At 64.6% G+C, this 24,793-nt stretch carries 22 protein-coding genes; 8 read left to right on the top strand and 14 right to left on the bottom strand.

The genetic code is table 11. The annotated features are described in order from the left end of the window. Positions 1 to 93 precede the first annotated feature (93 nt). From ABIA40_RS27860 to ABIA40_RS27835, 6 genes are all read right to left on the bottom strand, one after another. Positions 94 to 864, bottom strand: coding sequence for a TIGR02186 family protein (locus tag ABIA40_RS27860; protein ID WP_036014162.1), 771 nt, complete (start codon positions 862 to 864; stop codon positions 94 to 96). Continuing rightward, the gene (locus ABIA40_RS27855) at positions 861 to 1,778 is read right to left on the bottom strand and encodes a sulfite exporter TauE/SafE family protein (RefSeq protein ID WP_057027507.1); all 918 of its coding nucleotides are present in this window, start codon (positions 1,776 to 1,778) and stop codon (positions 861 to 863) included. The genes ABIA40_RS27860 and ABIA40_RS27855 overlap by 4 nt, the downstream gene beginning before the upstream one ends. Before the next feature lie 197 nt (positions 1,779 to 1,975). After that, the gene (locus ABIA40_RS27850) at positions 1,976 to 2,911 is read right to left on the bottom strand and encodes a transporter substrate-binding domain-containing protein (protein ID WP_404544370.1); all 936 of its coding nucleotides are present in this window, start codon (positions 2,909 to 2,911) and stop codon (positions 1,976 to 1,978) included. Between the two features lie 89 nt (positions 2,912 to 3,000). After that, positions 3,001 to 3,591 carry an SCO family protein gene (locus ABIA40_RS27845; protein ID WP_036014156.1) on the bottom strand — a complete coding sequence of 197 codons (591 nt, stop codon included), beginning with the start codon at positions 3,589 to 3,591 and terminating at the stop codon, positions 3,001 to 3,003. 24 nt (positions 3,592 to 3,615) lie between these two features. Further along, positions 3,616 to 3,810, bottom strand: a complete 195-nt coding sequence (locus tag ABIA40_RS27840) for a hypothetical protein (protein WP_404544367.1) — start codon at positions 3,808 to 3,810, stop codon at positions 3,616 to 3,618. 127 nt (positions 3,811 to 3,937) lie between these two features. Continuing rightward, entirely contained in the window at positions 3,938 to 4,459 is a 522-nt protein-coding gene (locus ABIA40_RS27835; protein WP_198399710.1) for a hypothetical protein, read from the bottom strand. A 282-nt stretch (positions 4,460 to 4,741) separates the two neighbouring features. Between ABIA40_RS27835 and ABIA40_RS27830 the strand changes: the two genes are divergently transcribed. After that, entirely contained in the window at positions 4,742 to 6,400 is a 1,659-nt protein-coding gene (locus ABIA40_RS27830; RefSeq protein ID WP_404544364.1) for an FAD-binding dehydrogenase, read from the top strand. 36 nt (positions 6,401 to 6,436) lie between these two features. On the opposite strand, the gene ABIA40_RS27825 is transcribed toward ABIA40_RS27830, so the two are convergent. The 3 genes from ABIA40_RS27825 to ABIA40_RS27815 form a co-directional block, all read right to left on the bottom strand. Beyond that, positions 6,437 to 6,742, bottom strand: coding sequence for a hypothetical protein (locus ABIA40_RS27825; RefSeq protein ID WP_271539523.1), 306 nt, complete (start codon positions 6,740 to 6,742; stop codon positions 6,437 to 6,439). Positions 6,743 to 6,783: 41 nt separating this feature from the next. Further along, positions 6,784 to 8,889, bottom strand: coding sequence for a methyl-accepting chemotaxis protein (locus tag ABIA40_RS27820; RefSeq protein ID WP_404544361.1), 2,106 nt, complete (start codon positions 8,887 to 8,889; stop codon positions 6,784 to 6,786). A 488-nt stretch (positions 8,890 to 9,377) separates the two neighbouring features. Beyond that, positions 9,378 to 10,385: a PAS domain-containing protein gene (locus tag ABIA40_RS27815; protein ID WP_271539519.1), complete on the bottom strand. Its 1,008-nt coding sequence runs from the start codon at positions 10,383 to 10,385 to the stop codon at positions 9,378 to 9,380. A gap of 181 nt (positions 10,386 to 10,566) precedes the next feature. Between ABIA40_RS27815 and ABIA40_RS27810 the strand changes: the two genes are divergently transcribed. The 6 genes from ABIA40_RS27810 (at position 10,567) to ABIA40_RS27785 (ending at position 16,677) form a co-directional block, all read left to right on the top strand. Continuing rightward, on the top strand, positions 10,567 to 11,499 hold the full coding sequence (locus ABIA40_RS27810) for an alpha/beta hydrolase family esterase (protein WP_404544357.1): 933 nt from the start codon (positions 10,567 to 10,569) through the stop codon (positions 11,497 to 11,499). Between the two features lie 130 nt (positions 11,500 to 11,629). Then, complete coding sequence (locus ABIA40_RS27805; protein WP_027575148.1) at positions 11,630 to 11,980, top strand: RidA family protein; 351 nt, start codon at positions 11,630 to 11,632, stop codon at positions 11,978 to 11,980. Between the two features lie 113 nt (positions 11,981 to 12,093). After that, positions 12,094 to 12,459 carry a nuclear transport factor 2 family protein gene (locus ABIA40_RS27800; RefSeq protein WP_404544354.1) on the top strand — a complete coding sequence of 122 codons (366 nt, stop codon included), beginning with the start codon at positions 12,094 to 12,096 and terminating at the stop codon, positions 12,457 to 12,459. A 216-nt stretch (positions 12,460 to 12,675) separates the two neighbouring features. Then, complete coding sequence (locus ABIA40_RS27795) at positions 12,676 to 15,261, top strand: ligase-associated DNA damage response DEXH box helicase (RefSeq protein ID WP_404544353.1); 2,586 nt, start codon at positions 12,676 to 12,678, stop codon at positions 15,259 to 15,261. A gap of 42 nt (positions 15,262 to 15,303) precedes the next feature. After that, positions 15,304 to 15,975 (top strand): ligase-associated DNA damage response endonuclease PdeM, encoded by a 672-nt coding sequence (gene pdeM / locus ABIA40_RS27790; RefSeq protein ID WP_271539511.1) that lies wholly within the window; start codon positions 15,304 to 15,306, stop codon positions 15,973 to 15,975. Between the two features lie 270 nt (positions 15,976 to 16,245). After that, on the top strand, positions 16,246 to 16,677 hold the full coding sequence (locus ABIA40_RS27785; protein ID WP_036041807.1) for a hypothetical protein: 432 nt from the start codon (positions 16,246 to 16,248) through the stop codon (positions 16,675 to 16,677). Between the two features lie 134 nt (positions 16,678 to 16,811). Here the strand turns inward: ABIA40_RS27785 and ABIA40_RS27780 are convergent, their stop codons facing one another. Both ABIA40_RS27780 and pyrE read right to left on the bottom strand, forming a co-directional pair. Further along, complete coding sequence (locus tag ABIA40_RS27780; protein WP_198399709.1) at positions 16,812 to 17,588, bottom strand: DUF2865 domain-containing protein; 777 nt, start codon at positions 17,586 to 17,588, stop codon at positions 16,812 to 16,814. 247 nt (positions 17,589 to 17,835) lie between these two features. Beyond that, positions 17,836 to 18,399 carry an orotate phosphoribosyltransferase gene (pyrE, locus tag ABIA40_RS27775; RefSeq protein ID WP_036014130.1) on the bottom strand — a complete coding sequence of 188 codons (564 nt, stop codon included), beginning with the start codon at positions 18,397 to 18,399 and terminating at the stop codon, positions 17,836 to 17,838. 184 nt (positions 18,400 to 18,583) lie between these two features. Here pyrE and ABIA40_RS27770 point away from each other — a divergent pair, with 184 nt between their 5' ends. After that, on the top strand, positions 18,584 to 19,210 hold the full coding sequence (locus tag ABIA40_RS27770; protein ID WP_404544349.1) for a glutathione S-transferase family protein: 627 nt from the start codon (positions 18,584 to 18,586) through the stop codon (positions 19,208 to 19,210). A 159-nt stretch (positions 19,211 to 19,369) separates the two neighbouring features. On the opposite strand, the gene ABIA40_RS27765 is transcribed toward ABIA40_RS27770, so the two are convergent. The 3 genes from ABIA40_RS27765 to ABIA40_RS27755 form a co-directional block, all read right to left on the bottom strand. Further along, positions 19,370 to 20,005 (bottom strand): LysE family translocator, encoded by a 636-nt coding sequence (locus ABIA40_RS27765; RefSeq protein WP_404544347.1) that lies wholly within the window; start codon positions 20,003 to 20,005, stop codon positions 19,370 to 19,372. Positions 20,006 to 20,287: 282 nt separating this feature from the next. Then, on the bottom strand, positions 20,288 to 23,380 hold the full coding sequence (polA, locus tag ABIA40_RS27760; protein WP_404544345.1) for a DNA polymerase I: 3,093 nt from the start codon (positions 23,378 to 23,380) through the stop codon (positions 20,288 to 20,290). 182 nt (positions 23,381 to 23,562) lie between these two features. Beyond that, entirely contained in the window at positions 23,563 to 24,630 is a 1,068-nt protein-coding gene (locus tag ABIA40_RS27755; RefSeq protein ID WP_404544343.1) for an acyltransferase family protein, read from the bottom strand. Positions 24,631 to 24,793: the final 163 nt, after the last annotated feature.

Genomic DNA, 24,793 nt, shown 5'->3' with positions numbered 1-24,793 from the left:
TACCGTCATTGCGAGGAGCTCTTGCGACGAAGCAATCCAGACTGCCGCAGCGGAGGCAGTCTGGATTGCTTCGCTGCGCTCGCAATGACGGGGCTAGTCCTTCCTGAACACGATCGAGGCCATCCACCCCGTCATCAGCGCCATCGCCACGGTGGCGAGGCCGTAAATCAGGCCGTTCTGGCGGGCGGTGGTGGCGACGAACTGCTCGAAGCCGACCTTGACGATCTCGAAGGCGGTCTCGGTCTTGCCGATGAACGCGCCGTTGGCAAACAGCTTGATCTCGATCTCATAGGTGCCGATCGGCACCTCCGCGGGCAGCGGAATGCCGGTGCGGAACAGCGTCGGCGTCAAGAACGTGACCGCGCTTCCGTCTTCGCGATAGAGCCCGCGCTGGGTGCGCAGGCGAATGAAGGCCGAGCGGAACGCATCGTTCGGCACCACGTCGGCAAAGTCGCCGCTGACCCGCTGCGTCAGCAGCACGTTGTTGAGCCCGATCTGCTGTCGCCGCGCGATCTCGGGCGAGGTGATGGCGTCGAGCGGGCGGTTGGCGAACAGCGCGAGATAGCTCGGCACCTGCAGGAACTGGCGGTAGTCGGTGTTGATCCAGATGCCGAAGGTGCGCTCCTTCCGCCGCGTCACCATGTCGGCGCGCGGGCCCATCACGGTGACGACGAGATCGTAGGCCGTGCGGTCCGCGGGCGTCGTCGTATCCTTCTCGACCGAGCCGAACAGCACCAGCTCCTCGCCGGAATAGTTCGGCGTCACCGTGACGCGGTGATTCGAGACCGACACGATCAGCCGCTCGGCCCGCGCAGCGCCGCCGAGCAGCAGGACGAGGACGATGGCGAGAAGCATGCGCCTCATCGGCTCGCTCCGAGCTCGCGGATGGTGAAGAGATCGGAGGGCTGGATCACCAGCTCTATCGCGAAGCGGATTCCGACCGAGAGGATGAGCAAGCCCAGCAGCAGCCGCAGCTGCTCGCCGCGGATCTTCTGGCCGGCACGGGCGCCGAACTGCGCGCCGGTGACGCCGCCGACCATCAGGATCAGCGCCAGCACGGCATCGACCAGGTGATTGGTCGCCGCGTGCAGCATGGTCGCGAACAGCATGGTGACGACGGTGAGAACCATCGAGGTCCCGATCACCGTCGAGGTCGGCACCCTCAAGAGATAGATCATGATCGGCACCAGGATGAAGCCGCCGCCTATACCCATGATGGCGCCGATGAAACCGATCACTATGCCGACGATCACCACGGGGATGACCGAGAGATAGATCTTCGAGCGCTTGAACCGCATCTTCAGCGGCAGGCCGTGGATCCAGTTGTGGGTGCGGCGCGGCGGCAGCGCCCCGCGCCGGGTCCGCATCAAGGCGCGCAATCCTTCCGAGAACATCAGGCTGCCGACCGTGGTGAGCAGCACGACGTAGGAGAGCGCGATCATCAGGTCGAGCTGGCCGAGCGCGCGCAGCTGGGTGAAGGTCCAGACGCCGAGCGTCGTGCCGGTCACGCCGCCGCATAACAACACACTCGCCAGCGCCGGATCGATCGCGCGCCGCCGCCAATAGGAGAGGGCGCCGGAAAAGGAGGAGGCCGCGATGTGGCTCGCCACCGAGGCCACCGCGACCGCCGGCGTGATGCCGATGAAGATCAAAAGCGGCGTCATCAGGAAGCCGCCGCCGATTCCGAACATGCCGGAGACGAAGCCGACCGCAGCGCCCATGGCGAGCACCAGGAAGACGTTGACCGGAAGATCGGCGATCGGGAGGTAAAGCTGCATTGAACCTGCGCACCGGCGAGACGGATCGACGAACGCGGAATGCTCGCGGAGAGGACGGAACGATTACCGCGTCCTTCAATAGCGGAATTCGCCGGCGGGCGGGACCGGGAAATTTCAGGCGTGGTGAATGGGTATGACGCGCGCGTGATGATCTCTGCGATCGTCCGCACTCCCGCTGCAGGCGGAGAGGCGAAAGGTCAGAACGGACTGACCGAGAAATACCGTAGCCAGAGATCGGTGTAGCGGCCTTTTTCCCAGATCCGGAACATCGCCCAGTTCAGGGCCTGGCGCAGCACGTCGTTGCCCTTGCGCACGGCGATGCCGATGCCCTCGCCGAAGAAGCGGCTCTCGACGAACGGACCGCCGGAGAAGGCGCAGCAATCGGCCGAATCCGTGCCGTTGATCCAGAACGCCAGCGAGATGGCGTCGCCGAAGATGAAGTCGACCTCGCCCCTGCGCAGAGCTGCGCGCATCGCATCGTCATTGGGGTAGGCGTGCAGCTCGGCGTCGGTGAACATCGCCTTGAGATACGCCTCGTGCGCCGAGCCGGCGATGGCGCCGACCTTCTTGCCCTCGAGATATTCGGGGCGGATCTCCGGCATCACCGCATCCTTGCGCGAGACGAAGCGCGCCGGCACGCGATAATAGGGATCGGTGAAGTCGACGCGGGCGCGCAGCTGCGGGCTCACCGCCATGGAGGCGATGATGGCATCGCCCCGGTTGGAGGTGAGCGCATCGACCAGCGTCTCGAAACGCCGCATCTGCACCGTGCACGTGACCTTGATCTCCTCGCACAGGGCGCGGGCGAAATCGACGTTGAAGCCGGCCGGGTTGCCGTCCGCACCGGTGTAGTTGAACGGCGGATAATCGGTCTCGGTCAGGAAGCGGATCACGGTGAGGCGCGACAGGTCAGGCCGTTCGGGGCGCCGGCGCGGGTCCCAAAACCCGGGCACCGCCTGCGGGGCGGCCTGGGGCGCCGCCTGAGGGGTGGTCTGAGGTGCCGTCGGCGGCCGCTTGGCGGGGGCTTGCGCGTTCGCCTCGGTGAGGCCGCCGAGCAGGCAAAGGCCGGCAACCAGCCCTGCCAGCAAGTCACGGACAGATTTGAGCGATTTCGCCTGTTGCGATGGAGCCATCGGCCGAAGGAATGAATTTCGTCGGGATCGGAGGGCCTTATAGACCATCCCGCCGGGAACGCGAGCGCCGATTGTAGCCAGCGTGAAGCTCAGAGATAGCGCTTCAAATCAACCGCTGCCTCTTCCGGCGTCCGCTTCAAATTGAACGGCGAGACGAACCTGCCCTCGCGGTCCATCAGGTAGATCAGCGCGGTGTGGTCCATCGTGTAGTCGCCGTCCTTGGTCGGGACCTTCTTGGCATAGACCCGGTAGGAGGAGATCACCTTGGCGGTCTCGGCGGGGTCGCCGGACAGGCCCTGGAGGTGCGGATCGAAGCTCGACAGGTAATCCTTCATCGTCGCCGGCGTGTCGCGCTCGGGATCGACCGAGATGAAGATGGCATTGACCTTGTCGGCGTCCTTGCCCAGCGCGCGCAGCACTTCCGAGATCTCGAACAGCGAGGTCGGGCAGACGTCGGGGCAATGGGTGTAGCCGAAGAAGATCAGGGTCGGCTTGCCCTTCAGGCTCTTGTCGGTGACGGCCTTGCCGTTCTGGTCGGTCAGCTGGAACGGGCCGCCGATCGCGGCCGGCTGTGCCACCTTGCCGACCCCGCCCATCGCCCAGAACATGATCAGGAGGCCGACGACGAGGCTTGTAGCGAAGGCGGTCGCGATCACCAGCGGACGGGTGGCGGAGCTCATTGGCGGAAAACTTCCTGTCGCAGGTCAGAAGCAGGCGGCAAAGCCGGTCCTGATCATTTCGAAGAACACCTGGCTGCCATAGTGGAACCAGAGCGCCAGCGCGCCGATCACGGCGAGTCCGCCGATTGTAGCGCCCGCCCACAGCAGCACGGATGGCATCCGCCCGGCAGTGGGCGAATTGTCCGATAGCCGATGTGCCGGGTGCAGCGGTTGAGCCATGACAACGATCGGGACGAAGGCCCCGGTTCCCTGGCTTTCAGATAGGCTTTGCGCCGGCTGCGGGCAAGGCGCCGCCAGCAGGCAAGACGCCGCGGCGGCGCCAAAGGACGCCGCCAGCCTGTGGATGTCAGTGGAGGAGCTGGCCCCGGGCGGATTCGAGCGGGTCCGCTTGCGGGAGCGACCGGCGCGACGGCCTGGTCGTCGAGGCCTGCGCGTCAAGGTAGCACGGCTTGTACATGGCCTGGAGCTGCTTGCCCCTCAGGAAGAGCATCCGCGGGGTGAGGCCGCCCCGCTGGCCGATCCAGCGCCTGATCTGCGAGGGATACATCGCGTACAGCATCTGGGTCGCTTCGGGATTGGTGATGGCGCGGCCGTTGGCGCCGAAATCCCAGGCGGCGTGGAAGCCCAGCGTCGCATGCGAGGTCACGCAAATCCGGTCGTGCGGGATAGCACCGAGGACGATGGTGCAGGCCGAGGCACAGAGGCCATCGATGATGACCGTCTCGCCCGATTGCCTGAGGTCCTGGTACTTGTCGACGTAGGTTCCGATCCGGCCGCCGCGGTCGTCCGCGATCCGAACCACCGCGTGAGAAGCCCCCATGCCTGCGATCAAGAGAACCGCCGCAAGCAACCCCGTCAGAAACTTCATTTTCCCCCGCCCCAGTCGAATTCGAATCTGTGTGTCAGGTGGTGATGCACGGCTAGCGTCGGTCGTAACCGAGGTTTTGTCTAGGCAGGCCTGCTGGCTCAAAACAAATTCAAATCCAGTGTTGCGTCCGCGCTGCACCCGGCCGGTCTCCATCCCAAAGTGGAACAAGTTAACGAGGTCTTGCGCGCCACACCCTTGATCTCAGTTGCCACCGCTGGCTTCAATCCGGGCAACTACAGGGGGGAACCCTTGGGGAGGAGAAGAACTTGGAGGGGGAAACGCATGGTTGAAGAAACGGATGTCATCGTCGTCGGCGCGGGACTATCGGGCCTCGTCGCCGCCACCGAGATCGCTGATGCGGGCAAGCGCGTGATAGTTGTCGACCAGGAAGGCGAGCAGTCGCTCGGTGGCCAGGCGTTCTGGTCGTTCGGCGGATTGTTCCTGGTCGATTCGCCCGAGCAGCGCCGGCTCGGCATCAAGGACTCCTACGAGCTTGCCATGCAGGACTGGCTCGGCACCGCCGGCTTCGACCGCGACGATGATTTCTGGCCGCGCCAATGGGCCGAAGCCTATGTGGCCTTCGCGGCCGGCGAGAAGCGCGGCTGGCTGCGCGCGATGGGCCATCGCTTCTTTCCCGTGGTCGGCTGGGCCGAGCGCGGCGGCTATGACGCGATGGGCCACGGCAATTCGGTGCCGCGCTTCCACGTCACCTGGGGCACCGGCCCGGGCATCGTCGAGCCGTTCGAGCGCCGCGCGCGCGAGGCGATGAAGACCGGCCGATTGATCTTCCGATTCCGTCATCGCGTCGATGCGCTCTCTATCAGCAATGGCACCGTGGATGGCGTCAGCGGCGTCGTTCTTGCGCCCGATGATGCAGAGCGCGGCAAGAGCTCCTCGCGCAACGTGGTCGGCGACTTCGCGTTGAAGGCGCAGGCCGTGATTGTCGCCTCCGGCGGCATCGGCGGCAACCACGAACTGGTGCGGCAGAACTGGCCGAAGCGGCTCGGTGAGCCCCCGAAGTTCATGATCTCCGGCGTGCCCGAGCATGTCGATGGGCGCATGATCGGCATCACGGAAAAGACCGGCGCGCGGCTGATCAACCGCGACCGCATGTGGCACTACGTCGAGGGCATCCAGAACTGGAACCCGATCTGGCCGCGCCACGGCATCCGCATCCTGCCGGGTCCTTCCTCGATGTGGTTCGACGCCACAGGCACGCGGCTGCCGGCGCCGCTATTCCCGGGCTCCGACACGCTCGGCCAGCTCAAATACATCATGTCGACCGGCTACGATTATTCCTGGTTCATCCTGACCCAGAGCATCATCAAGAAAGAGTTTGCGCTGTCGGGCTCGGAGCAGAACCCGGACCTGACTGGCAAGAGCTGGCGCATGACGCTTCGCCGCGCCACCAACAAGGGCGCGCCGGCGCCGGTGGAGGCGTTCAAGAGCCATGGTGTCGACTTCATTGTCCGCGACAAGCTCGATGAGCTCGTTGCGGCCATGAACAAGCTCGCCGGCAGCGATCTCCTCAAGCTCGAGCACATCAGGATGCAGATCGAGGCGCGCGACCGCGAGATCGCCAATCCCTACGTCAAGGATGCGCAGGTCATGAACATCCACAATGCGCGCCGCTATATCGGCGACAAGTTGATCCGCACCGCTTCCCCGCACCGCATCCTCGATCCCGCGCATGGACCGCTGATCGCGGTGAAGCTCAACATCCTCACCCGCAAGACGCTGGGCGGGTTCGAGACCGATCTCGACTCCCGCGTGTTCGGGGAGGAGGGCCGCGTCATTCCCGGCCTTTACGCCGTCGGCGAGGCCGCCGGCTTCGGTGGCGGCGGCGTGCATGGCTATCGCTCGCTGGAGGGGACTTTCCTGGGCGGCTGCCTGTTCTCGGGCCGCAATGCGGGCCGGGCCGCCGCCAAGACGGTGGGGTGACCGACGAGGTTGGCCGTGCACGGCCTCGCACCGGCCTCAACGGCGGCGAAGCATCTCCTGCAACAGGCGTTCAGTCAGTGAGAGCTGATCGAGCCGCAAATACAACAGCTCGTTCAGCTCAGCCATGTGGGCTCGAAGTCGCTCGGCCTCCTCCGGTCTGTCATCGAGATTTCGGACAAGGTCGCGGAGCGCCCTGAGACATTGCTGCATCGCCACGATGCCTTGCCGCAGCAAGTTGCAGTCTCTCATGGTGCTGGCGACCAGGCTGGTTTGGCGAAGCGGCAACGGGATGACGTTGTCGCGCGCGCCCGCTAGCGACTCTTGCGTGTTTCGATCGGTCATCGCGTTCGCTCATGTGGTCACGGCGGAGACCTGTCCCAGGGTCAGGCCGCGCGCACGGTGGTCAGGAACTGCTCGACCTCGGAGTGCAACCGCGCGCTGTCCTTCGACAGCATTTGCGCCGAGGCAAGCACCTGATTGGAAGCCGAGCCGGTTTCCGTCGCGCCGTGCTTCACCTCGGTAATGTTGGCGGCCACCTGGTCGGTGCCTTGGGCTGCCTGCTGGATGTTCCGGGCTATCTCCTGCGTGGCCGCTCCCTGCTCTTCCACCGCGGAGGCGATCGCAGACGATATCTCGGAGATTCGAGCGATTGTGCCGCTGATCTCCTTGATGGCGATCACCGAGTCCTGGGTGGCCGCCTGGATGTCTGAGATCTGATGGCCAATCTCTCCGGTTGCCTTTGCGGTCTGTTCGGCCAGTGCCTTGACCTCGGAGGCGACCACGGCAAAGCCGCGCCCCGCTTCGCCGGCGCGCGCCGCCTCGATCGTCGCGTTCAGGGCCAACAGGTTGGTCTGTCCCGCGATCGTGTTGATGAGCTCGACCACGTCGCCGATACGGGATGCGGCCTGCGACAGCTTGTTGACCTGGTCATTGGTCCGGTGCGCTTGTTCAACGGCTGCGCTGGCGATCCTGGCGGCATCCTGGACCTGGCGACTGATTTCACTGACCGACGAGCTCATCTCCTCGGTGGCGGAGGCAACAGACTGAACGTTGGTCGAGGCCTCCTCGGACGCGGCGGAGACCATGCCGGACAGCTCCTGCGTCGTCTCGGCCGTTTTGGTCAGGGTCCTGGCGGCGGCTTCAAGCTCCGTCGAGGACGACGAGAGCGTCTTGACGATGTCTCCGACCGTCTCCTCGAACTGACCGGCAAACTTGTTCATTTCCGCCTTGCGCTGAGCGGCGGCACGGGCTTGGGCCTGCGCCTGCTCGGCGCGCAGACGCTCGGTTTCGATCATGCTCTCCTTGAACACCTGGACCGCATCGGCCATCTCGCCGATCTCGTCGGCGCGACCCACGCCGGGGACTGCCGTGGACATGTCGCCGGCAGCGAGCTTGCCCATGGCGGAGGTCATTCCTTGAATTGGGATTGCGATCGAACGCGAGGTGAGCAGCGCGATGATTGCGCCAAGCGCGAGTCCGAGCACAAGCAAGACCCACAAGACCAGCTTCAACAGCGAAATGCCCGACGCAACGTCGATGGCTTCCTGGATCAGCATCTTCTTCTGGTTGGACTTGATTCCACCCGAGCGCGTACTATCGCCACCTCTTGCGCCGTCAAGCAGGTCGAGAAGCTTGGCCGCACGAGGCGCTGCCTCGGTCACCAACAGGTAGACCGGCGCATTCCAGGCGGGAGACTCCCGAAGAGCGAAGATCTTCTCAAACAGCGGCGCGAACTCGGTCTTGGCCTTGGCGATCTTGTCGAAGGCGGCATGCTGTCCGGTCGTAAGCAGGTCCTTTCGCGAATGGACTCCGCCATAACCCTTCTCGAAAGCCTCCCAGGGCTTGAAAAATCTCTCCTTATCGGCCTGATCGCCCGTGAGCAGATACGTGCGGAGCTGGGCCGTTGCGGCAGCAAAATTGCCGCGCGTATCGGCCATCGCCTTGAGCAGCTTCTTTCGTTCCGCGGTGGCCTCCAGACCTTCCTCCTCATTGATCATCTTGGTGATCTCGGAAAAGATCGTTTCAGCACGCGGGGCCGCTTCGGTCGTCAAGAGCTTGGTCGCCGGATACGCGTCGGAGGTGAAGGCGATCGCTTCGACCTTGTCCTGCGCGGCGCGAAACTCCCCGAGCAGCGTTCTGGCCTCCTGCCATTTCTGCTTGTTCTCTGGATTGGTGAACTGACCGGCCTTCTCGTCGAAAGCAGCAACCGTCGCATCCATCTCCTTCCACATCGCGGCGCGGTCGAGCTTGCCTTGCGGATTTCCGGTGAGCAGATAGCCTCGCAGGGTCGCCAGCGTGGAATAGAGATTGCCGACGAGTTCGGTGCTCGCGAGCGCGACCGGCACGCGCAGGTTCGCCATCCGATCGACGGTCATGGCAACTCCCCCCACCGCAAATACCGTATAGCCGACCGAAGCCGCAATGATCACGCATACCGCCGCAAAACCAGCGATCAATCTGCCGCGAATACGAAATTGAAAGAAGGACATAGGCAATACTCCTCAATATCCGAGTATCTCTTTGACACGCGTCGAAAGGCCACACGTGCCGATCGGGCAGTAGGCGATGATCCCTTCCACCGTCCACAGGGAATGAGGCAGATCAGCGTGACAGCGCTTGCCACAGCAATGAATGGAGCCGCTCCTTCGAGGCTGATCCATCCCGTTCTGCCGCTGCAAATTTGCCGATGCCACCGCCGGTCTAATAACAGCCCCGACCCCGATCATTACGTGTATCGGGAGGGTGGAAGAAGGTGCTTATCGCGATATTAAGAAAGATTTGCCGGCGACATTCGACGGACACGCAAAATTTGCGCTTACGGCCGCAAGCGCCTCAGTGCGGCGGCAGGGGAGCGCAATTTCGGCTTGGTTCGCCAGATCGTGGCGCACCACCATTCAAGAATTGCGGGTAAGACGAACTTAGTTTCATCTTCAAGGCGCAGGAAGTACGCAGGCCATCTTCGAATTTTTTTCTCCGATCATCGTGGCCTCACGCCCGGCTTGCCCACCGCGGGAAAAATGAACTCGACGCCCGCGGCCGAAAGTGTATCGCGAAGCTGGTTGATCGTCCCCTCGGGCATTCGCAGCATGCCATTCTGCTCCTCCAGCCGCCTGACCACCGCGGCGGAGAGTCCCGTTCGCGAAGCCAGTTGCTTGACCGACCAGTTCAGCATGCCGCGGGCTGCCCGCAGTTGCGCACCCGTAAGTTTCGCAGCTCCCGCAGGCTGAAGCGATAGTTTTGCCTGGTGCACATCCATGGAAATGCCGAGCCACTCCCGAATGACGCCGTCCGCCTCCGGGACCGGTACGGCCTTACAGCGGTACCAGCGGTAGGAGCCGTCGGGCTGGCGCAGCCGGTGCTCGACATCGTAGGGCCGCCCCGTTTCAGCCGCCACCAGCCAGTTGCGCAACGCCGTCTCGCGCTCCTCTTCGGGCAGGAGATCGATCCAACCGTTGCCGAACAATCGCTGCGCTTCCGCATTGTCGTCGGCCTTCAGAAGAGCCGTAATCCGACCGTCCTGGGTGCCAATCCACAGCACTCCACCCGTGATATCAATCAGCGCAGCGTAGCGGTCGGAGTCCATCTTGAGCGGCTGCAGCAATCTTCGTTGCTCGGTGATGTCGATAGCAAGGCCAAGCACGGATTCTTTCGCGCTGGCAGGATCCAGCAACACCTCCGACTGAATACGAATCCAGCGCAGCGCACCATTCGGCCGCACGATCCTAATCTCACCATTGAGCAAGGACCGGTCGAACATGAACTCGCGTGGATCGCGCTTCGGCCGGCGATCCTCCGGATGAATCCTTTTCTCGATCTCCGCGTAGGAGGGCGCAATCGTGAACGGATCGAGCCCAAGCAGGCGGTAGAAGCCGCGAGACCACTGCATCCGGCCCTCGGCGTCGTAGCGCCACAGACCAGCTCCGACCTTGTCTTCAAAAAAGCGAAGTATATCCCAGGGATCGAGATGATCTTGAAACTGGAGCAAGTCAGTGCCCCCAAACTAACAATGACCTATTTCAACCCTTAGTTGGGACAAACTCAATCCCCGATATACACGGAGCTTAAGATTTGAGCGGAAAACCTGCGACCGCCATGCAAGTCCGTGATGGCATTATTGAAACTCCAAACCAGGACGCGCCGCATTGAGCCTCGACCGGGTGCCAACCATGGCCTTTTCACGCCCCAGCTGGCTGTCTCCGCTTCTTTGCCTGACGATAATAATCTGCTGCGGTTTTCGCGCGTCCGCCGATACGGTCGACGTCAACGGGGTGAAGCGCTCCTACACCGCGCAGCTGCCGACCAAGCGGCCCGCACCGCTCGTAATCGTGCTGCATGGCAAGACCCAGCGCGGCGCCGACATGGTTACACGGACGGCCTGGCCGCAGGTTGCCAAGCGCGAGGGCCTCGCCGTGGTGTTTCCGGACGGGCTCAACAACGCATGGGCGGACGCGCGCACCAAGGCGGGGCCGGCCCTGCGCGGACCACCGGCGGGCACCGATGACGTCGCCTTCATCGCAAGGCTGGTCGAGAAGCTGGTGGCCGACGGCACGGCCGATGCGAAGCGCGTCTACGTCGCCGGCGTCTCCAATGGCGGTGCCATGGCGATGACCTTGGCCTGCGCGCGCGCCGATCTGTTTGCGGCGGTTGCGAGTGTCATCATGAATCTCAACGATGAAGCCGCCGTCACCTGTCATCCGTCGCGGCCGCTGCCGATGCTGCTCATGAACGGGACCGCCGATCCGCTGGTCCCTTATGAGGGCGGGCGCGGATCGAGCTATTTTGCCGCAGAGGGATTCTGGTCGACGGACGAGACGCTGGCGTTCTGGCGCAGGCTCAATGGCTGCGAGACCGACGACGCCGGGATCACCGACATGCCCGATGCGGCGCCGGCGGACCAGTCCACGGTGACGCGGATCAGCTCGCGCTGCCCGGCTGGGCACGACGTCGTGCTCTATCGCATCAATCATGGTGGCCACCGCATGCCAGGCTTCGCTCCGGATGCCCGCTTCCCGAAGGTCGCCAGGAACCTGCTCGGATCGCAAAACGGCGACATCGACGGCGCAGAAACGATCTGGACGTTCTTCAGTCGGTTTCCGTGAGCGGCGCAATGTTGGCCAACGCATGCGTGCAGGGCTGCGCATGCGTGCCGGGCAACGCATGCGTGCCAGGGCTGGCACAGTGCAAATCGCTGGGCTAGACAGGGCCGCCATTCCAGTCAGGAGATCCCAGATGAGCATTCAGCGTTTTGAAACCGGCCCGCGCATGAGCCAGGTCGTCGTGCACGGCAACACCGTCTATCTCGCCGGTGTCGTCGCCAACAAGGCGGCCGGCGAAAGCGTGACGAAGCAGACCCAGGACATCCTGGCGACCATCGACGGCCACCTCGCCAAGGCCGGCACCGACAAGTCGAAGCTGCTCTCGGCCACGATCTACATCACCGACATGAAGACCTTCGGCGAGATGAACGCTGTGTGGGACGCCTGGGTCTCGCCCGGCAATACGCCTGCGCGCGCCACCGTCGAAGCCAAGCTGGCGGCCCCGCAATACACCGTCGAGATCATGGTGACGGCGGCGAAGTAATTTTTGCGAACACCTCACGCGCGTTGATGACCTCCGAGGTAATCGATCAACGCGCGTGAACCTTCGATAGTGACGGTCAGCCGGACAGCACGGCGCCATCGAAGGAGAGAACCATGACCGACCCCGTCACCATCGCCCGCAGCTACATCGAGCTCTGGAACGAGCGCACCGCCGGCCGCCGCCGCGAGCTGCTGAGCGAAGGCTGGACGACGGATGCGAGCTACGTCGACCCCCTGATGAAGGGCGACGGCCAGGACGGCATCGAGGCGCTGATCGCAGGTGTGCAGCAGCGCTTTCCCGATTTCACATTCAAGCTGATCGGCGAGCCCAACGGCTACGGCGATCACATCCGCTTCTCGTGGGGACTTGGCCCTGACGGCGCCGACAGCCCGATCAAGGGCACCGATTTCGCCGTGCTGAAGGACGGCCGGATCAGGAGCGTGACCGGATTTCTCGATCAGGTCCCGGCCGGGGCGTGAGAGCGCTGGCCCTCGTCGCGCAGGCGAGGAGAGGACCGAAATTTGCACCTCACAAGCGGTCGTCATGCCCGGGCTTGTCCCGGGCATCCACGTACGAGCCCGGCCATGACGATGTCGAGGCTATCGTGCCTCAAATGGACAGCGCGTGAGCGATCGCCCTGTCGCAGGCCATAGTCCCCCTCGACGAAGCCATCCCTACGGCTTACCTGTCATGCCGTGCCGCCCCGTATCCTCCAGACATCGACCGAGCCGGCCGCCCTGCTGCCGGATCGCTTTCGGGCCTGGTTCGCAGCCCGCGGCTGGTCGCCGCGTGCGCATCAATTGGCGCTGCTGGAAAAGGCGCGCGAGGACCGGTCGGCGCTCTTGATAGCGCCGACCGGCGCCGGCAAGACGCTCGCGGGATTTCTGCCGACGCTGGTCGAGCTGTCGATGCAGCCGCTGACACGCGAGGCGGGTGCGAAGAAGAACCTCGTCTCCACCGGCCGCAGCGTGCAGCGCAGCGGCGGCCTGCACACCCTCTACATCTCGCCGCTCAAGGCGCTCGCCGTCGACATCGCGCGCAACCTCGAGCGTCCGATCGCCGAGATGGGCTTGCCCATCAAGGTCGAGACCCGCACCGGCGATACGCCGGTCTCGCGCCGTCAGCGGCAGCGGCGCTATCCGCCGGACGTGTTGCTGACGACGCCCGAGCAGCTCGCGCTGCTGCTCTCCTCGGACGACGCGCCGTTCCTGTTCTCCTCACTGAAGCGCATCGTGCTCGACGAGCTGCACGCGCTGGTCACGTCCAAGCGCGGCGATCTGCTCTCGCTCGGGCTGGCGCGATTGTGGCGCCTCGCCCCGCAGATGCGCGCGATCGGCTTGTCGGCGACCGTAGCCGAGCCGGAGCAGCTCGCGCGCTTCCTGGTGCCGCAGCCCGACGGCAAGGAGCGGGCAGCCGACATCGTCCTCGCCGGCGGTGCCGCGCCGCCCGTGGTCGAGATGCTCGATACGCGCGAGCGGCTGCCCTGGGCCGGCCACAGCGCGCGTCACGCGCTTCCTGAAATCTACGAGCTGATCAAGACCAACAAGACCACGCTGGTCTTCGTCAACACCCGCAGCCAGGCCGAGATGCTGTTCCAGAATCTCTGGAGCATGAACGACGATGGCCTTGCCATCGCGCTGCATCACGGCTCGCTCGACGTCGCCCAGCGCCGGAAGGTCGAGGACGCCATGTCGGCGGGCCGGCTGCGCGGCGTGGTCTGCACCTCCTCGCTCGACCTCGGCGTCGACTGGGGCGACGTCGATCTCGTCGTCAATATCGGTGCGCCCAAGGGATCCTCGCGCCTGATGCAGCGCATCGGCCGCGCCAATCACCGCCTCGACGAGGCCTCGCGCGCGGTGCTGGTGCCCGCCAACCGTTTCGAAGTGCTGGAGTGCCGTGTCGCCATCGACGCCATCGCCGAGAATGCGCAGGACACGCCGCCCTTGCGCACGGGCGCCCTCGACGTGCTGGCGCAGCATGTGCTGGGCTGCGCCTGCGGCGAGCCGTTCTTGAGCGACGAGCTCTACGGCGAGGTCCGTACAGCCGCGCCTTACGCAAGCCTGTCGCGGCAGGATTTCGACGACGTCGTCGATTTCGTCGCCTCCGGCGGTTATGCGCTGAAGACCTATGAGCGCTTCGCCCGCATCAAGCAGGACAAGGAGGGACGCTGGCGCGTCGCCAATCCAAAGGTGCGGCAGAGCTACCGCATGAATGTCGGCACCATCGTCGAGGACGACATGCTGAAGGTGCGGCTGGTGCGCTCGCGCGGCAGCGGTGGAGGATCCACGGGCGTGATCGCGCGCGGCGGCCGGCTGCTCGGCGAGATCGAGGAAGCCTTCATCGAGGGCTTGAGTCCCGGGGATACCTTCGTGTTCTCAGGCGAGGTGGTGCGCTACGAGACCCTGGTTGAGGACCAGGTCTATGTTTCGCGCGCACATGACAAGGACCCCAAGGTGCCGTCCTACATGGGCGGAAAGTTTCCGCTCTCGACCTATCTCGCCGAGCGCGTGCGCCGCCTGCTCGATGATGGCCGCGCCTGGGGCGGCTTGCCGGAGCAGGTGCGCGACTGGCTGTCGCTGCAGAAGGATGTCAGCAGAGTGCCGGCGGTCCGCGAGCTCCTGGTGGAAAGCTTTCTACGCGCCAACAAGCATTATCTGGTCTGTTACCCCTTCGAGGGACGTCTCGCGCATCAGACCCTCGGCATGTTGCTGACGAGGCGGCTGGAGCGCGCCCGCGCGCGGCCGCTCGGTTTTGTCGCCAATGAATATGCCGTGGCAATCTGGGGCCTTGGTGATCTCTCCTTCATGATCCGCGACGGGCGGATCGACCTCAACGCGCTGTTCGATCCTGACATGCTCGGCGATGATCTCGAAGCCTGGCTCGCCGAATCCGCGCTGATGAAGCGCACCTTCCGCAACTGCGCGATCATCTCCGGCCTGATCGCCCGCCGCCACACCGGCGAAGAGAAGAGCCGCCGCCAGGTGCTGTTCTCGACCGATCTCGTCTACGACGTGTTGCGCAAGCACCAGGCCGATCACGTCCTGCTCCGCGCTGCGCGCGCCGATGCCGCCACCGGCCTGCTCGATTTGCGCCGCCTCAGCGACATGCTGATGCGCATCCACGGCCGCATCACGCACCGGGAACTCGACCACGTCTCTCCGCTCGCCGTACCCGTGATGCTGGAAATCGGCCGCGAGTCAGTTTATGGCGAAGCTGCAGACGAGCTCTTGGCCGAAGCCGCCGACGAGCTCGTCAAAGAGGCGATGGATAGAAGCGGGTAAGACGTGACGGCAGGCGCGCTGATTTCGGGAGATGTCGAGGACATGCGCGTTTCCAGAGTCACGATCAGCGATGTGACCTTCGCGGCCGATCTCTCCGGCGCTCTGTTCTGGGACGAGCAGCGCCTGCTCGTCGTCTCCGACCTGCATCTGGAGAAAGGGTCGAGCTTCGCCACGCGCGGCGTGCTGCTGCCGCCTTACGATACCATTGCGACGCTCGGCCGGCTCGCTGCTGTCATCTCCCGCCATGATCCTCGAATCGTCATCGCGCTCGGCGACAGTTTTCACGACCGCAGCGCGCATGAGCGGCTGTCCGCCGAGGACCGCGACGCGGTGGCCGCACTCCAGAGCGGCCGCGACTGGATCTGGATCTCGGGCAATCATGATCCCATGCTGCCGCGCGATCTCGGCGGCACCATCGCGGTCGAAGTCGCGATCGGCCCGATCACCTTCCGCCACGAGCCCACCGGCGCCCACGGCGAGATCGCCGGCCATCTGCATCCGAAGGCGCGTGTCTCGGCACGTGGCCGCTCGATGGAGCGCCGCTGCTTCGCGAGCGACGGGATGCGGGCGGTGATGCCGGCATTCGGTGCTTACGCGGGGGGCCTCAGTATCCGCGACGCCGCCTTCGCCAAAATCTTTCCGGAGAACGGCTTTGTCGCCCATCTCCTCGGCGACCGCCGCGTCCACGCCATTGCGGCCTCGCGCTGCTGTTAAGGTGCCGGCCGAATTAGGACAGCACCACGATCGGTATTTTTCCGGAATCGCGCAAGGCCCGTTGTCGGTATTAAGGTCCGCCCTCGCCGGGGCTGGAATTTCATCCCGAACAAGATTGCAACCGGCAAGGGGTCGCCTCGGGCGGCCCCTTTCGATTCCACGCACGCTTAGAACAAATTAAGAACACTTTAGCAAGTCTTTGATATATCATTGTGATTCGGCGCCTTGCCGATACAACATCTAGCGTCTGTCCGACTTTGCGAGGACTACATGTCCACGATTGCCTTCGACCAGTTTGCCCTCACCCGGATCGCCGATTTCGCGCGCTCGCTGTCACGGCTGCATCAGGCCGCGCGGCGCCAGAGGGTCGATGACGACCAGTTCGACCGCGAGTTCAACGCGGTGTGCCAGTCGATCTGGGGCTACACCATCGACGACGTCAGCGACGATCTGTTCTCGCCCGAGGACCATCTGTTTTTGGACACGCTGGACGAAGCGCATGCGCGCATCTTCGCGGCCGAGCAGGGCTATGACCTCGTCGGCGATCAAGGCATGCTGACCGATTGGTGGGGCTTCTGCTGGATGATCCTGGCCGAGAAGCGCGGCCTCCTGACGCCGGAGAACCGCGCCGCCGCGCGAGCCGCGATCGAGGAGAAATATCTGGCCGCGCCCAATGTGATCGGGGTGATCATCGGGAGGTGAGCTCTCGTGCCCCGGACGCAGCGCAGCGCTTCTTCAGCGGTGCGCTGCAGAGCCGGGGCCCATCTCGCAGCATGCTGGGTCCCGGCTCGGCGTCGCGTCACTGCGTGCCGCGCCGCGTCCGGGACACGAAACTGCTACTCCAACCCCGCCCGCTTCGCCGGCTTCGCGGCGGTCTTCGGCACTGTCACGTCCGGCAGCGGTTCACGCACGATCTCGTTTGACGCCGGCGCATCTGCCGACACCGTCTCGGCCCGCACCGGCGCCACCTTCATCTCGCCAAGCCGGGCGCGAACCTGCGCGGTGAGACCGGGATAGGAGGCAACCGGGGTGAAATCCGCAGCCTGGTCGTTGCCGACGCGGACGCCGGTATAGGCAACGAGGCCGTCGCTGGTGGCGATCACGTCGCCGGCCTTCAGCGAGGAATCCAGCGCAAGGTCGACCGGGGCCAGGCCGACGGGTTCACGGCCGTTGCAGGTGCAATCGGCGCGCAGCGCCTTGCGGTAGGCGAACGCGTTCTCGCTGTCGGCGTAGCGCTCGCCGGTCTGGGAATAGGCACCATCGATCGACGAGCCGAAATAGACCTTGGTCGCGCTGGCAGGGCAGAATGCCTGACACATCTGCGCGGGCGAGACGAGGCCGCGCATCAGCGGAAAGTATTTCCCGTCGCAACTGCGTACGCAGAAGGCCGGGCCCGAGCCGCCGGCCGCGGCCGAGCGAGTCGGCGGCACATATTGCGGCGTGGCGCCATTCTGCTGGCTGCTGAAGGGATCGACATAGGAGTTCGCCGGCGGCACCTCGCGCTGCGGCCGCTGCTGCTGCATTCCGCCGAAGAGGAAATCTAACAGACCTTCTGCCGAGACCGGGGCAGGAGCTGCGAGCAGCGGCGCCGCCAGCATGGCGGCCACAAGCATCGCGCGACGCCGCCGGCGCGCATGGGACATGACTGTACGCAATGCTTACTCCACCCGACGCTACTGAACCGGCTGGGACCGAGAGGTCTCAGCACGCGATTCACCATAAAGCGGGATGGTAAATGAGCAGTTGAGCAGAGGCGGTTTCAAGACGAGGCGGTGGCCTCTTTAAGGCCGGGCGCAGCTTTGGACCGATGGTTGCTACCGGGACACATTGAGGCATGACGGCGGAGAAATTTCCGCCACTTCACCCCTTCAAGAATTCCGACGCCTTGTACAGCGAACGGAACGGCAGGCCGGCCGCACCGAACGTGTCGGTGGCGCCTTCCTCCCGATCGACCATGGTCAGCACCAGCACGACATTGGCCCCGGCCTCGCGCACCGATTCCACCGCCTTCATCGCCGAGCCGCCCGTGGTGGTGACGTCCTCGACGATCACGACGCGCTTGCCCGCCAGCGTCTCGCCCTTGGGCAGGCCCTCGATCGCGAGCTTGGCGCCGTGCTCCTTCGGCTTCTTGCGCACGAAGAAGGCCGCGATCGGATGACCCTTGATCCAGGAGATCTGCGCCAGCGCGCCGGCGAGCGGCACCGCGCCCATCTCGAGCCCGCCGATGAAATCGAGCTGGTCGTCCTTCAGCGCCTCGTAGGTTAGCTCGGCGAGCAGCGTTGCGCCCTCGGGGTCGAGCATGGTCGGCTTGAGGTTGAAGTAGAAATCGCTCTTGCGGCCCGACGCGAGCGTCACCTCGCCGCGGCCGAATGAGCGCCGGCGGATGATCTCGAACAGGCGGGCGCGGGAGGCGGATTTCGACACGGCGGTCCCTCGAACAGCGTTTTTGGTGGGGGCGGAATTTATCCGCGACCGACGCGACATTCCAGAGGGGGCGTCTCCCGTCAACAGGGATCGGCCATCCCGGTCCGCAGGTTGTGAGGGCGCAACCTTCTGGAGTAGGTGAGGGGGCAAGCCTTCGGGCAAGCCTCTTGGGGAAGGACACGGAATGACCATCGAGCTCTATACCTGGAACACGCCGAACGGCCGCAAGATTTCGGTCGCGCTGGAGGAGATGGGGCTGCCCTACAAGGTGATCCCGGTGAACATCACCAAGGGCGAGCAGATGGCGCCCGAGTTCCTCAAGCTCTCGCCCAACAACAAGATCCCCGCGATCGTCGACCCCGAAGGGCCCGACGGCAAGCCCGTCAGCATCTTCGAATCCGGCGCGATCCTGCTCTATCTCGGCGAAAAGACCGGCAAATTCCTGCCGAAATCGCTTATCCAGCGCATCCCGGTCTACGAATGGCTGATGTGGCAGATGGGCGGCTTCGGCCCGATGCCCGGCCAGGTGCACCATTTCATCGCACTCGAAAACGAGCAGGACCGGGCCTACGGCCTGAAGCGCTTCATGGCCGAGACGCGCCGGCTCTACGGCGTGCTCGACCGCCGCCTCGAGGGGCGCGACTTCGTCGCCGGCGAGCTCTCGATTGCGGATTTTGCCATCCTGGGCTGGGCCTGGCGCCATCCTCGCCACAAGGTTGATCTGGCCGACTTCCCCAACGTCAAGCGCTGGTACGACGCCCTGATGGCACGCCCGGCCGTGAAGCGGGGGATGGAGGCGAAGCTGGATTGATCTCTCTTCTCCCTCTCCCCGTTCTTACGGGGAGAGGGTTGGGGTGAGGGGCCTCTCTCCCCATGCGAGATGGTCGAGAGACCTGTACCCCCTCACCCGAATTCGATCTGCGATCGAATTCGACCTCTCCCCGCAGGCGGGGAGAGGTGAAAACCATCCTCACACCCTCTTCGCTTCCACCGCCATCCGCACCGCGAGCCCGGCCAGCACGGTGCCCATCAGCCAGCGCTGCACCAGCATCCAGCTCGGCCGGTTCGCCAGGAACAGGGCGATCGATCCGGCCGCGAGTGCGATCATCGCGTTGACGCTGACGCTGATCGCGATCTGGATCGCGCCCAGCACCAGCGACTGTATCAGCACGCTGCCGGCCGCGGGATCGATGAACTGCGGCAGCAGCGCCAGATACAGCATCGCGATCTTCGGGTTGAGCAGGTTGGTGACGAAGCCCATCGCGAACAATTTGCGCGGGCTGTCGATGGCGAGCTTCCTCACCTGGAACGGCGAACGCCCACCCGGCTTCACCGCCTGCCAGGCAAGCCACAGCAAATAGCCGGCGCCGGCAAAGCGCAGCGCGTCATAGGCGAAAGGAATGGCGAGCAACAGCGCCGTGATGCCGAACGCCGCGCACAGCATGTAGAACACGAAGCCAAGCGCCACGCCGCCGAGCGAGACGATGCCGGCCGCGCCGCCTTGCGTGATCGAGCGCGAAATCAGATAGATCATGTTCGGTCCCGGCGTGAGCACGAGGCCGAGGCTGACGAGGGCAAAGCCGAGCAAGGCGGAGGTGTGGGGCATGGTTGAACCGGTGCGGGAGACGGCACGGTTCTAATATGCGCGGGATCGTGGGGCCATCGTGCAATTGCTCGGAGGGCAATTGAGCGCTTGCGCCGCGAATTCAGTGCGCTCCCTCGCCCCGTTCTTACGGGGCCGGGACGAGCTTCGCTCGCCCTGAGAGGGCTGGAGTGAGGGGCTTTCTTCACACGGGCGGTCGTCGATAGACCTGTACCCCCTCACCCGGATCGCAAGAGCGATCCGACCTCTCCCCGCAAGCGGGGAGAGGTGAAGGGAGAGAGAGCGCTAATGCGCCTCGTCCCAATTGTTCGCGGCGCGGGCGTCGACATGCAGCGGCACCGAGAGCAGCACGGCCGGGAACGGCGCGTCCTGCATCACCTTCTGCACGACGGGGAGCGTTGCCTCGACCTCGTCGTCCGGCACCTCGAAGATCAACTCGTCATGCACCTGGAGCAGCATTTGCGCCGAGAGCTTCTTCTCGGTGAGCGCATCCTCCACCCGCGTCATGGCGCGGCGGATGATGTCGGCGGCGGTGCCCTGAAGCCGCGCGTTGATCGCGGCGCGCTCGTTGAAGGCGCGCACCGAGGCATTCGAGGCCTTGATGTCGGGGTAGTGGCATTTGCGGCCGAACAGCGTGGTGACGTAGCCGTGGTTGCGGCAGAAGTCGCGCGTCTCGTCCATATAGGCGCGGATGCCCGGGAAGCGCTCGAAATACTTCTTGATGTAGGCGGAGGCTTCCTCGCGCGCGATGCCGAGCTGGTTGGCGAGGCCGAAGGCGGAGATGCCGTAGATGATGCCGAAATTGATCGCTTTCGCGCGGCGGCGGATCTCGCTCGGCATGCCCTTGATCGGCACACCGAACATTTCCGACGCGGTCATGGCGTGAATGTCGAGCCCGTCGCGGAACGCCTGCTTCAGCACGGGAATGTCAGCGATCTCGGCCAGCAGCCGCAGCTCGATCTGCGAATAGTCGGCAGAGACCAGCTTGTGTCCGGGCGTGGCGATGAAGGCGCGGCGGATCTTGCGGCCGTCCTCGGTGCGCACCGGAATGTTCTGCAGGTTCGGCTCGTTCGACGACAAGCGTCCCGTCGTGGTCGCAGCCAGCGCGTAGGTGGTGTGCACGCGGTGGGTCTGCGGATTGACGTAGGTCGGCAGCGCGTCGGTGTAGGTCGATTTCAGCTTGGAGACCTGGCGCCACTCCAGAATCTTCTTCGGGAAGTCGTGGCCCTGCTCGGCGAGCTCGTCGAGCACCTGTGCGGTGGTCGACCACGCGCCGGTCTTGGTCTTGGTGCCGCCAGGCAATCCCATCTTGCCGAACAGGATGTCGCCGATCTGCTTGGGGCTGCCGACATTGACCGGCTCGCCCGCGATCTCCTGGATCTCGGCTTCGACGCGCGCCGCGGTTTGGGCGAAGTCGCCGGACAAACGCGACAGCACCTGGCGGTCGATCGAGATGCCGCGCCGCTCCATGCGAGCGAGCACCGACACCAGCGGCCGCTCCAGCGTCTCGTAGACCGCACTCATGTGCTCGGAAACGAGGCGCGGCTTCAGCACGCGCCAGACCCGCAACGCAATGTCGACGCCTTCGGCTGACAGCGGTGCGGCCTTGTCGATCGGCACCTGGTCGAAGGTGATCTTGCCCTTGCCGCTGCCGAGCAGCTCGCTTTCCTTCAGCATGGCATGGCCGAACCAACGCTCCGACAACGATTCCAGCGCATGCGAGCCGCGGCCGGCATCAAGCACGTAGGAGATCAGCAGCGCATCGTCGATGTTGCGCAGGGTGATGCCGTGCTGCGCCAGCATCACGGCGGTGAACTTGACGTCGAAGCCGATCTTGAGGATGCCTGCCGATTCCAGCACCGGGCGTAGCGCTTGCAGCGCGTCGTCATGCTTGACCTGGTCCGGCGCGAGGCCGGCATCGAACAGGCCGGCGCCGCCGCCGGATTGCTTGTGCGCCAGCGGCACGTAACAGGCCTCGTTCGGCGCCAGCGCCAGCGCGATGCCGCACAGATCGGCCTGCATCGGATCGATCGAGTTCGCTCTGGTCTCGATCGCGACATGACCGGTATCATGGATGCGCGCGATGAAGGCGTCGAGCTCCTTCAGCGTCTTGATGGTCTGGTATTTGCCGCGATCGACCGGAAGCTTGCGCAGCGCCTCTTCGCGCGCGGTGGCGAGCGAGATCGGCGCACCCTTGGGGCTCGCAGCCTTGTCGTCCTTGCCCGCCGATCTGTTGGGCTGGTTCGGCCGGGCTGGCGCCGGGGTTCCCGCGCCTGGTGCGGGCACCACGTCCGAGGGCGGCAGCGTCGTGAACACGCTGGCGCCGCTGGCATAGCCGGGATCGGCATCGACATTGGCGGGATCGATCTGCGCATATTCGGCGACGCGCCGCGTCAGCGTCGTGAACTCCATCGCCTTCAGGAAGGCGATCAGCTTGCGCGCGTCGGGCTCGTGGACGGCGAGGTCGTCCAGCGGCACCTCCAGCTCGACCTTGTCGTCGAGCAGCACGAGCTGCCGCGAGATGCGCGCCTTTTCCGCGTTCTCGAGCAGCGCCTCGCGCCGCTTGGGCTGCTTGATCTCGCCGGCGCGGAACAGCAATTGGTCGAGATCGCCATATTCGGTGATCAGTTGCGCCGCAGTCTTGATGCCGATCCCGGGTACGCCCGGCACGTTGTCGGTGGAATCGCCCGCGAGCGCCTGCACCTCGACCACCTTGTTCGGCGGCACGCCGAACTTCTCGATCACCTCTGATATGCCGATGCGGCGGTCCTTCATGGTGTCGTACATGGTGACGCAATCGGTGACGAGCTGCATCAGGTCCTTATCGGACGACACGATGGTGGCGCTGGCGCCGCGCTCGCAGGCCTGTCGCACATAGGTCGCGATGAGATCGTCGGCCTCGAAGCCGATCTGTTCCAGGCAGGGCAGGTCGAAGGCGCGCACGGCTTCGCGGATCAGCGCGAATTGCGGAATGAGATCGTCGGGGGCGGGCGGCCGGTGCGCCTTGTAGTCCGGATAGATCTTGTTGCGGAAGGTGATCTCCGACTTGTCGAAGATGATGGCCAGATGCGTCGGCCGGTTGTCCTCGGGCATCTCGCGCAACAGTTTCCACAGCATGTTGCAGAAGCCGAGCACGGCGTTGACCTGGAGCCCGTCGGATTTGCGGTTCAGCGGCGGCAGCGCGTGATAGGCGCGGAAGATATAGGAGGAACCGTCGACCAGGAAGACGTGGTCGCCCTTGCCGGCCGCCTTCGCCGCGACCGGTTTGGCAGCAGCTGTCGCGGGTGCCGCCTTGGCAGCAGGCTTATCGGCGGCCGCCTTCGGCTCGGCAATCTTGGTCTCAGCCTTGGCGGTGGTCTTCTGCGATGTCTTGGGCATGGCCGCAATGTATGAATTTTTGCGGGCTTTGACAGCCTTCGGAGGCGGATTTTTGGCGTGGTGACGCCGCTATCCCCACTGTCATTCCCCGCGAAAGCGGGGAATCCAGTACGCTGCGCCCCATCGATCGACAACGACTGTCTCTGGAATACTGGATGCCCCGCCTTCGCGGGGCATGACAGTCACTCCGCCGCCTGCAACACCGCTCCCGTCTTCTTTGGGGCAATCCAAAATGCCTCCGGCCGCTCGAACAGGAAGCGCGCATTGAGGCGGAGCGCGACCTGCCAGATCGCCAGCGCACCGAGCACGCCGGCGACGGTGACGAGCAGCGATACCGTGCCGATATCAGGGATGATGCCCGTGCGCAGCAGCAGCGTGCGCGTCGCCGCCATCGGCAGGAAGAAGGCGAGGTAGATCACGATCGAATGCTCGCCGCAGAAGCGGAGGAAGTTGAGCCAGTGCGCCCGCGCGAGCAGCGTGCCCGCCGCGATGATGGCGCAGGCGCCGGCGAAGCCGAGCGCGAGCGAGACGATCGCCCACTCGCTGGCGCCCGCTGCGACGAGGCCGGCATTGATCACCGCCCAGGCAGCGAGCGCTGCAAGCGCCAGCGCCGGATGCTTCCGCGCCCGGTCCGACAGGGCGAACACGTAGGGCGCGAACAAATAGCCCGAATAGAAATAGACGAAGCGCGCGCAGAACTCGTCGACGGCGGTCCAGCCGGTTGTGATGTGCGCGGTCTCCAGCGCGGCGGCGACGAGCCAGACCGCGAGCGATGGGACCTTGCGTGTCAGTTTCGTGACGACGAAGAAGACCGGCAACAGATAGATGAACCACAGCGTGCCGAACGGCTCGATGAAGGATTCGAGATACAGTAGGCCAACATGCTGCCAGCTGGTCTCGGCCGCAAAGGCCGGGGCCTTGAAGCCGAATTGGATTGTCACCCAGACGACATAAAAATAGGCGAAATGCACCACCTTGCGGTCGAGATAGGTTCGCCAGTCTCGGTCGATCACCAGAGACAGGAACAAGCCCGAAATCAGAAAGAAATCCGGCATCCGGAACGGCTTTGCGAAGGCTACGAGCACGTGCATGAACCCGGTCTGCCCGGCGGCAAGCTCCACCCCCAGCACCGAATGCATCATCACCACCATGACGATGCAGATGCCTTTGGCGTAGTCGACCCAGTCGATACGCGCGGTCGAAGCGGCCGTGGAGGGGCTGGCCGCCGCGATTGTGCCTGGTCGTGCCATGGTGTCCCTTTCCGAGGCGCGTTCCGCCCGTGCCTGTGCGGTCCTGGGGCAGTTTGGAGCCCAGTAGTTTCCGACTTCTTTACCGGTTCAAATCGCGGGCCGGTTTTTGCATGCGGACTGTTCCACGGCCTCGGGAAAATGCTAAACCGCCCCGGATTGGGCT

The organism is Bradyrhizobium sp. USDA 223 (assembly GCF_044909005.1).
In the GTDB taxonomy this organism is placed as follows: Bacteria; Pseudomonadota; Alphaproteobacteria; order Rhizobiales; family Xanthobacteraceae; genus Bradyrhizobium; species Bradyrhizobium yuanmingense.
The sequence above is the reverse complement of the archived record's forward strand: the minus strand, read 5'-3'. Positions and strand labels throughout refer to the sequence as shown.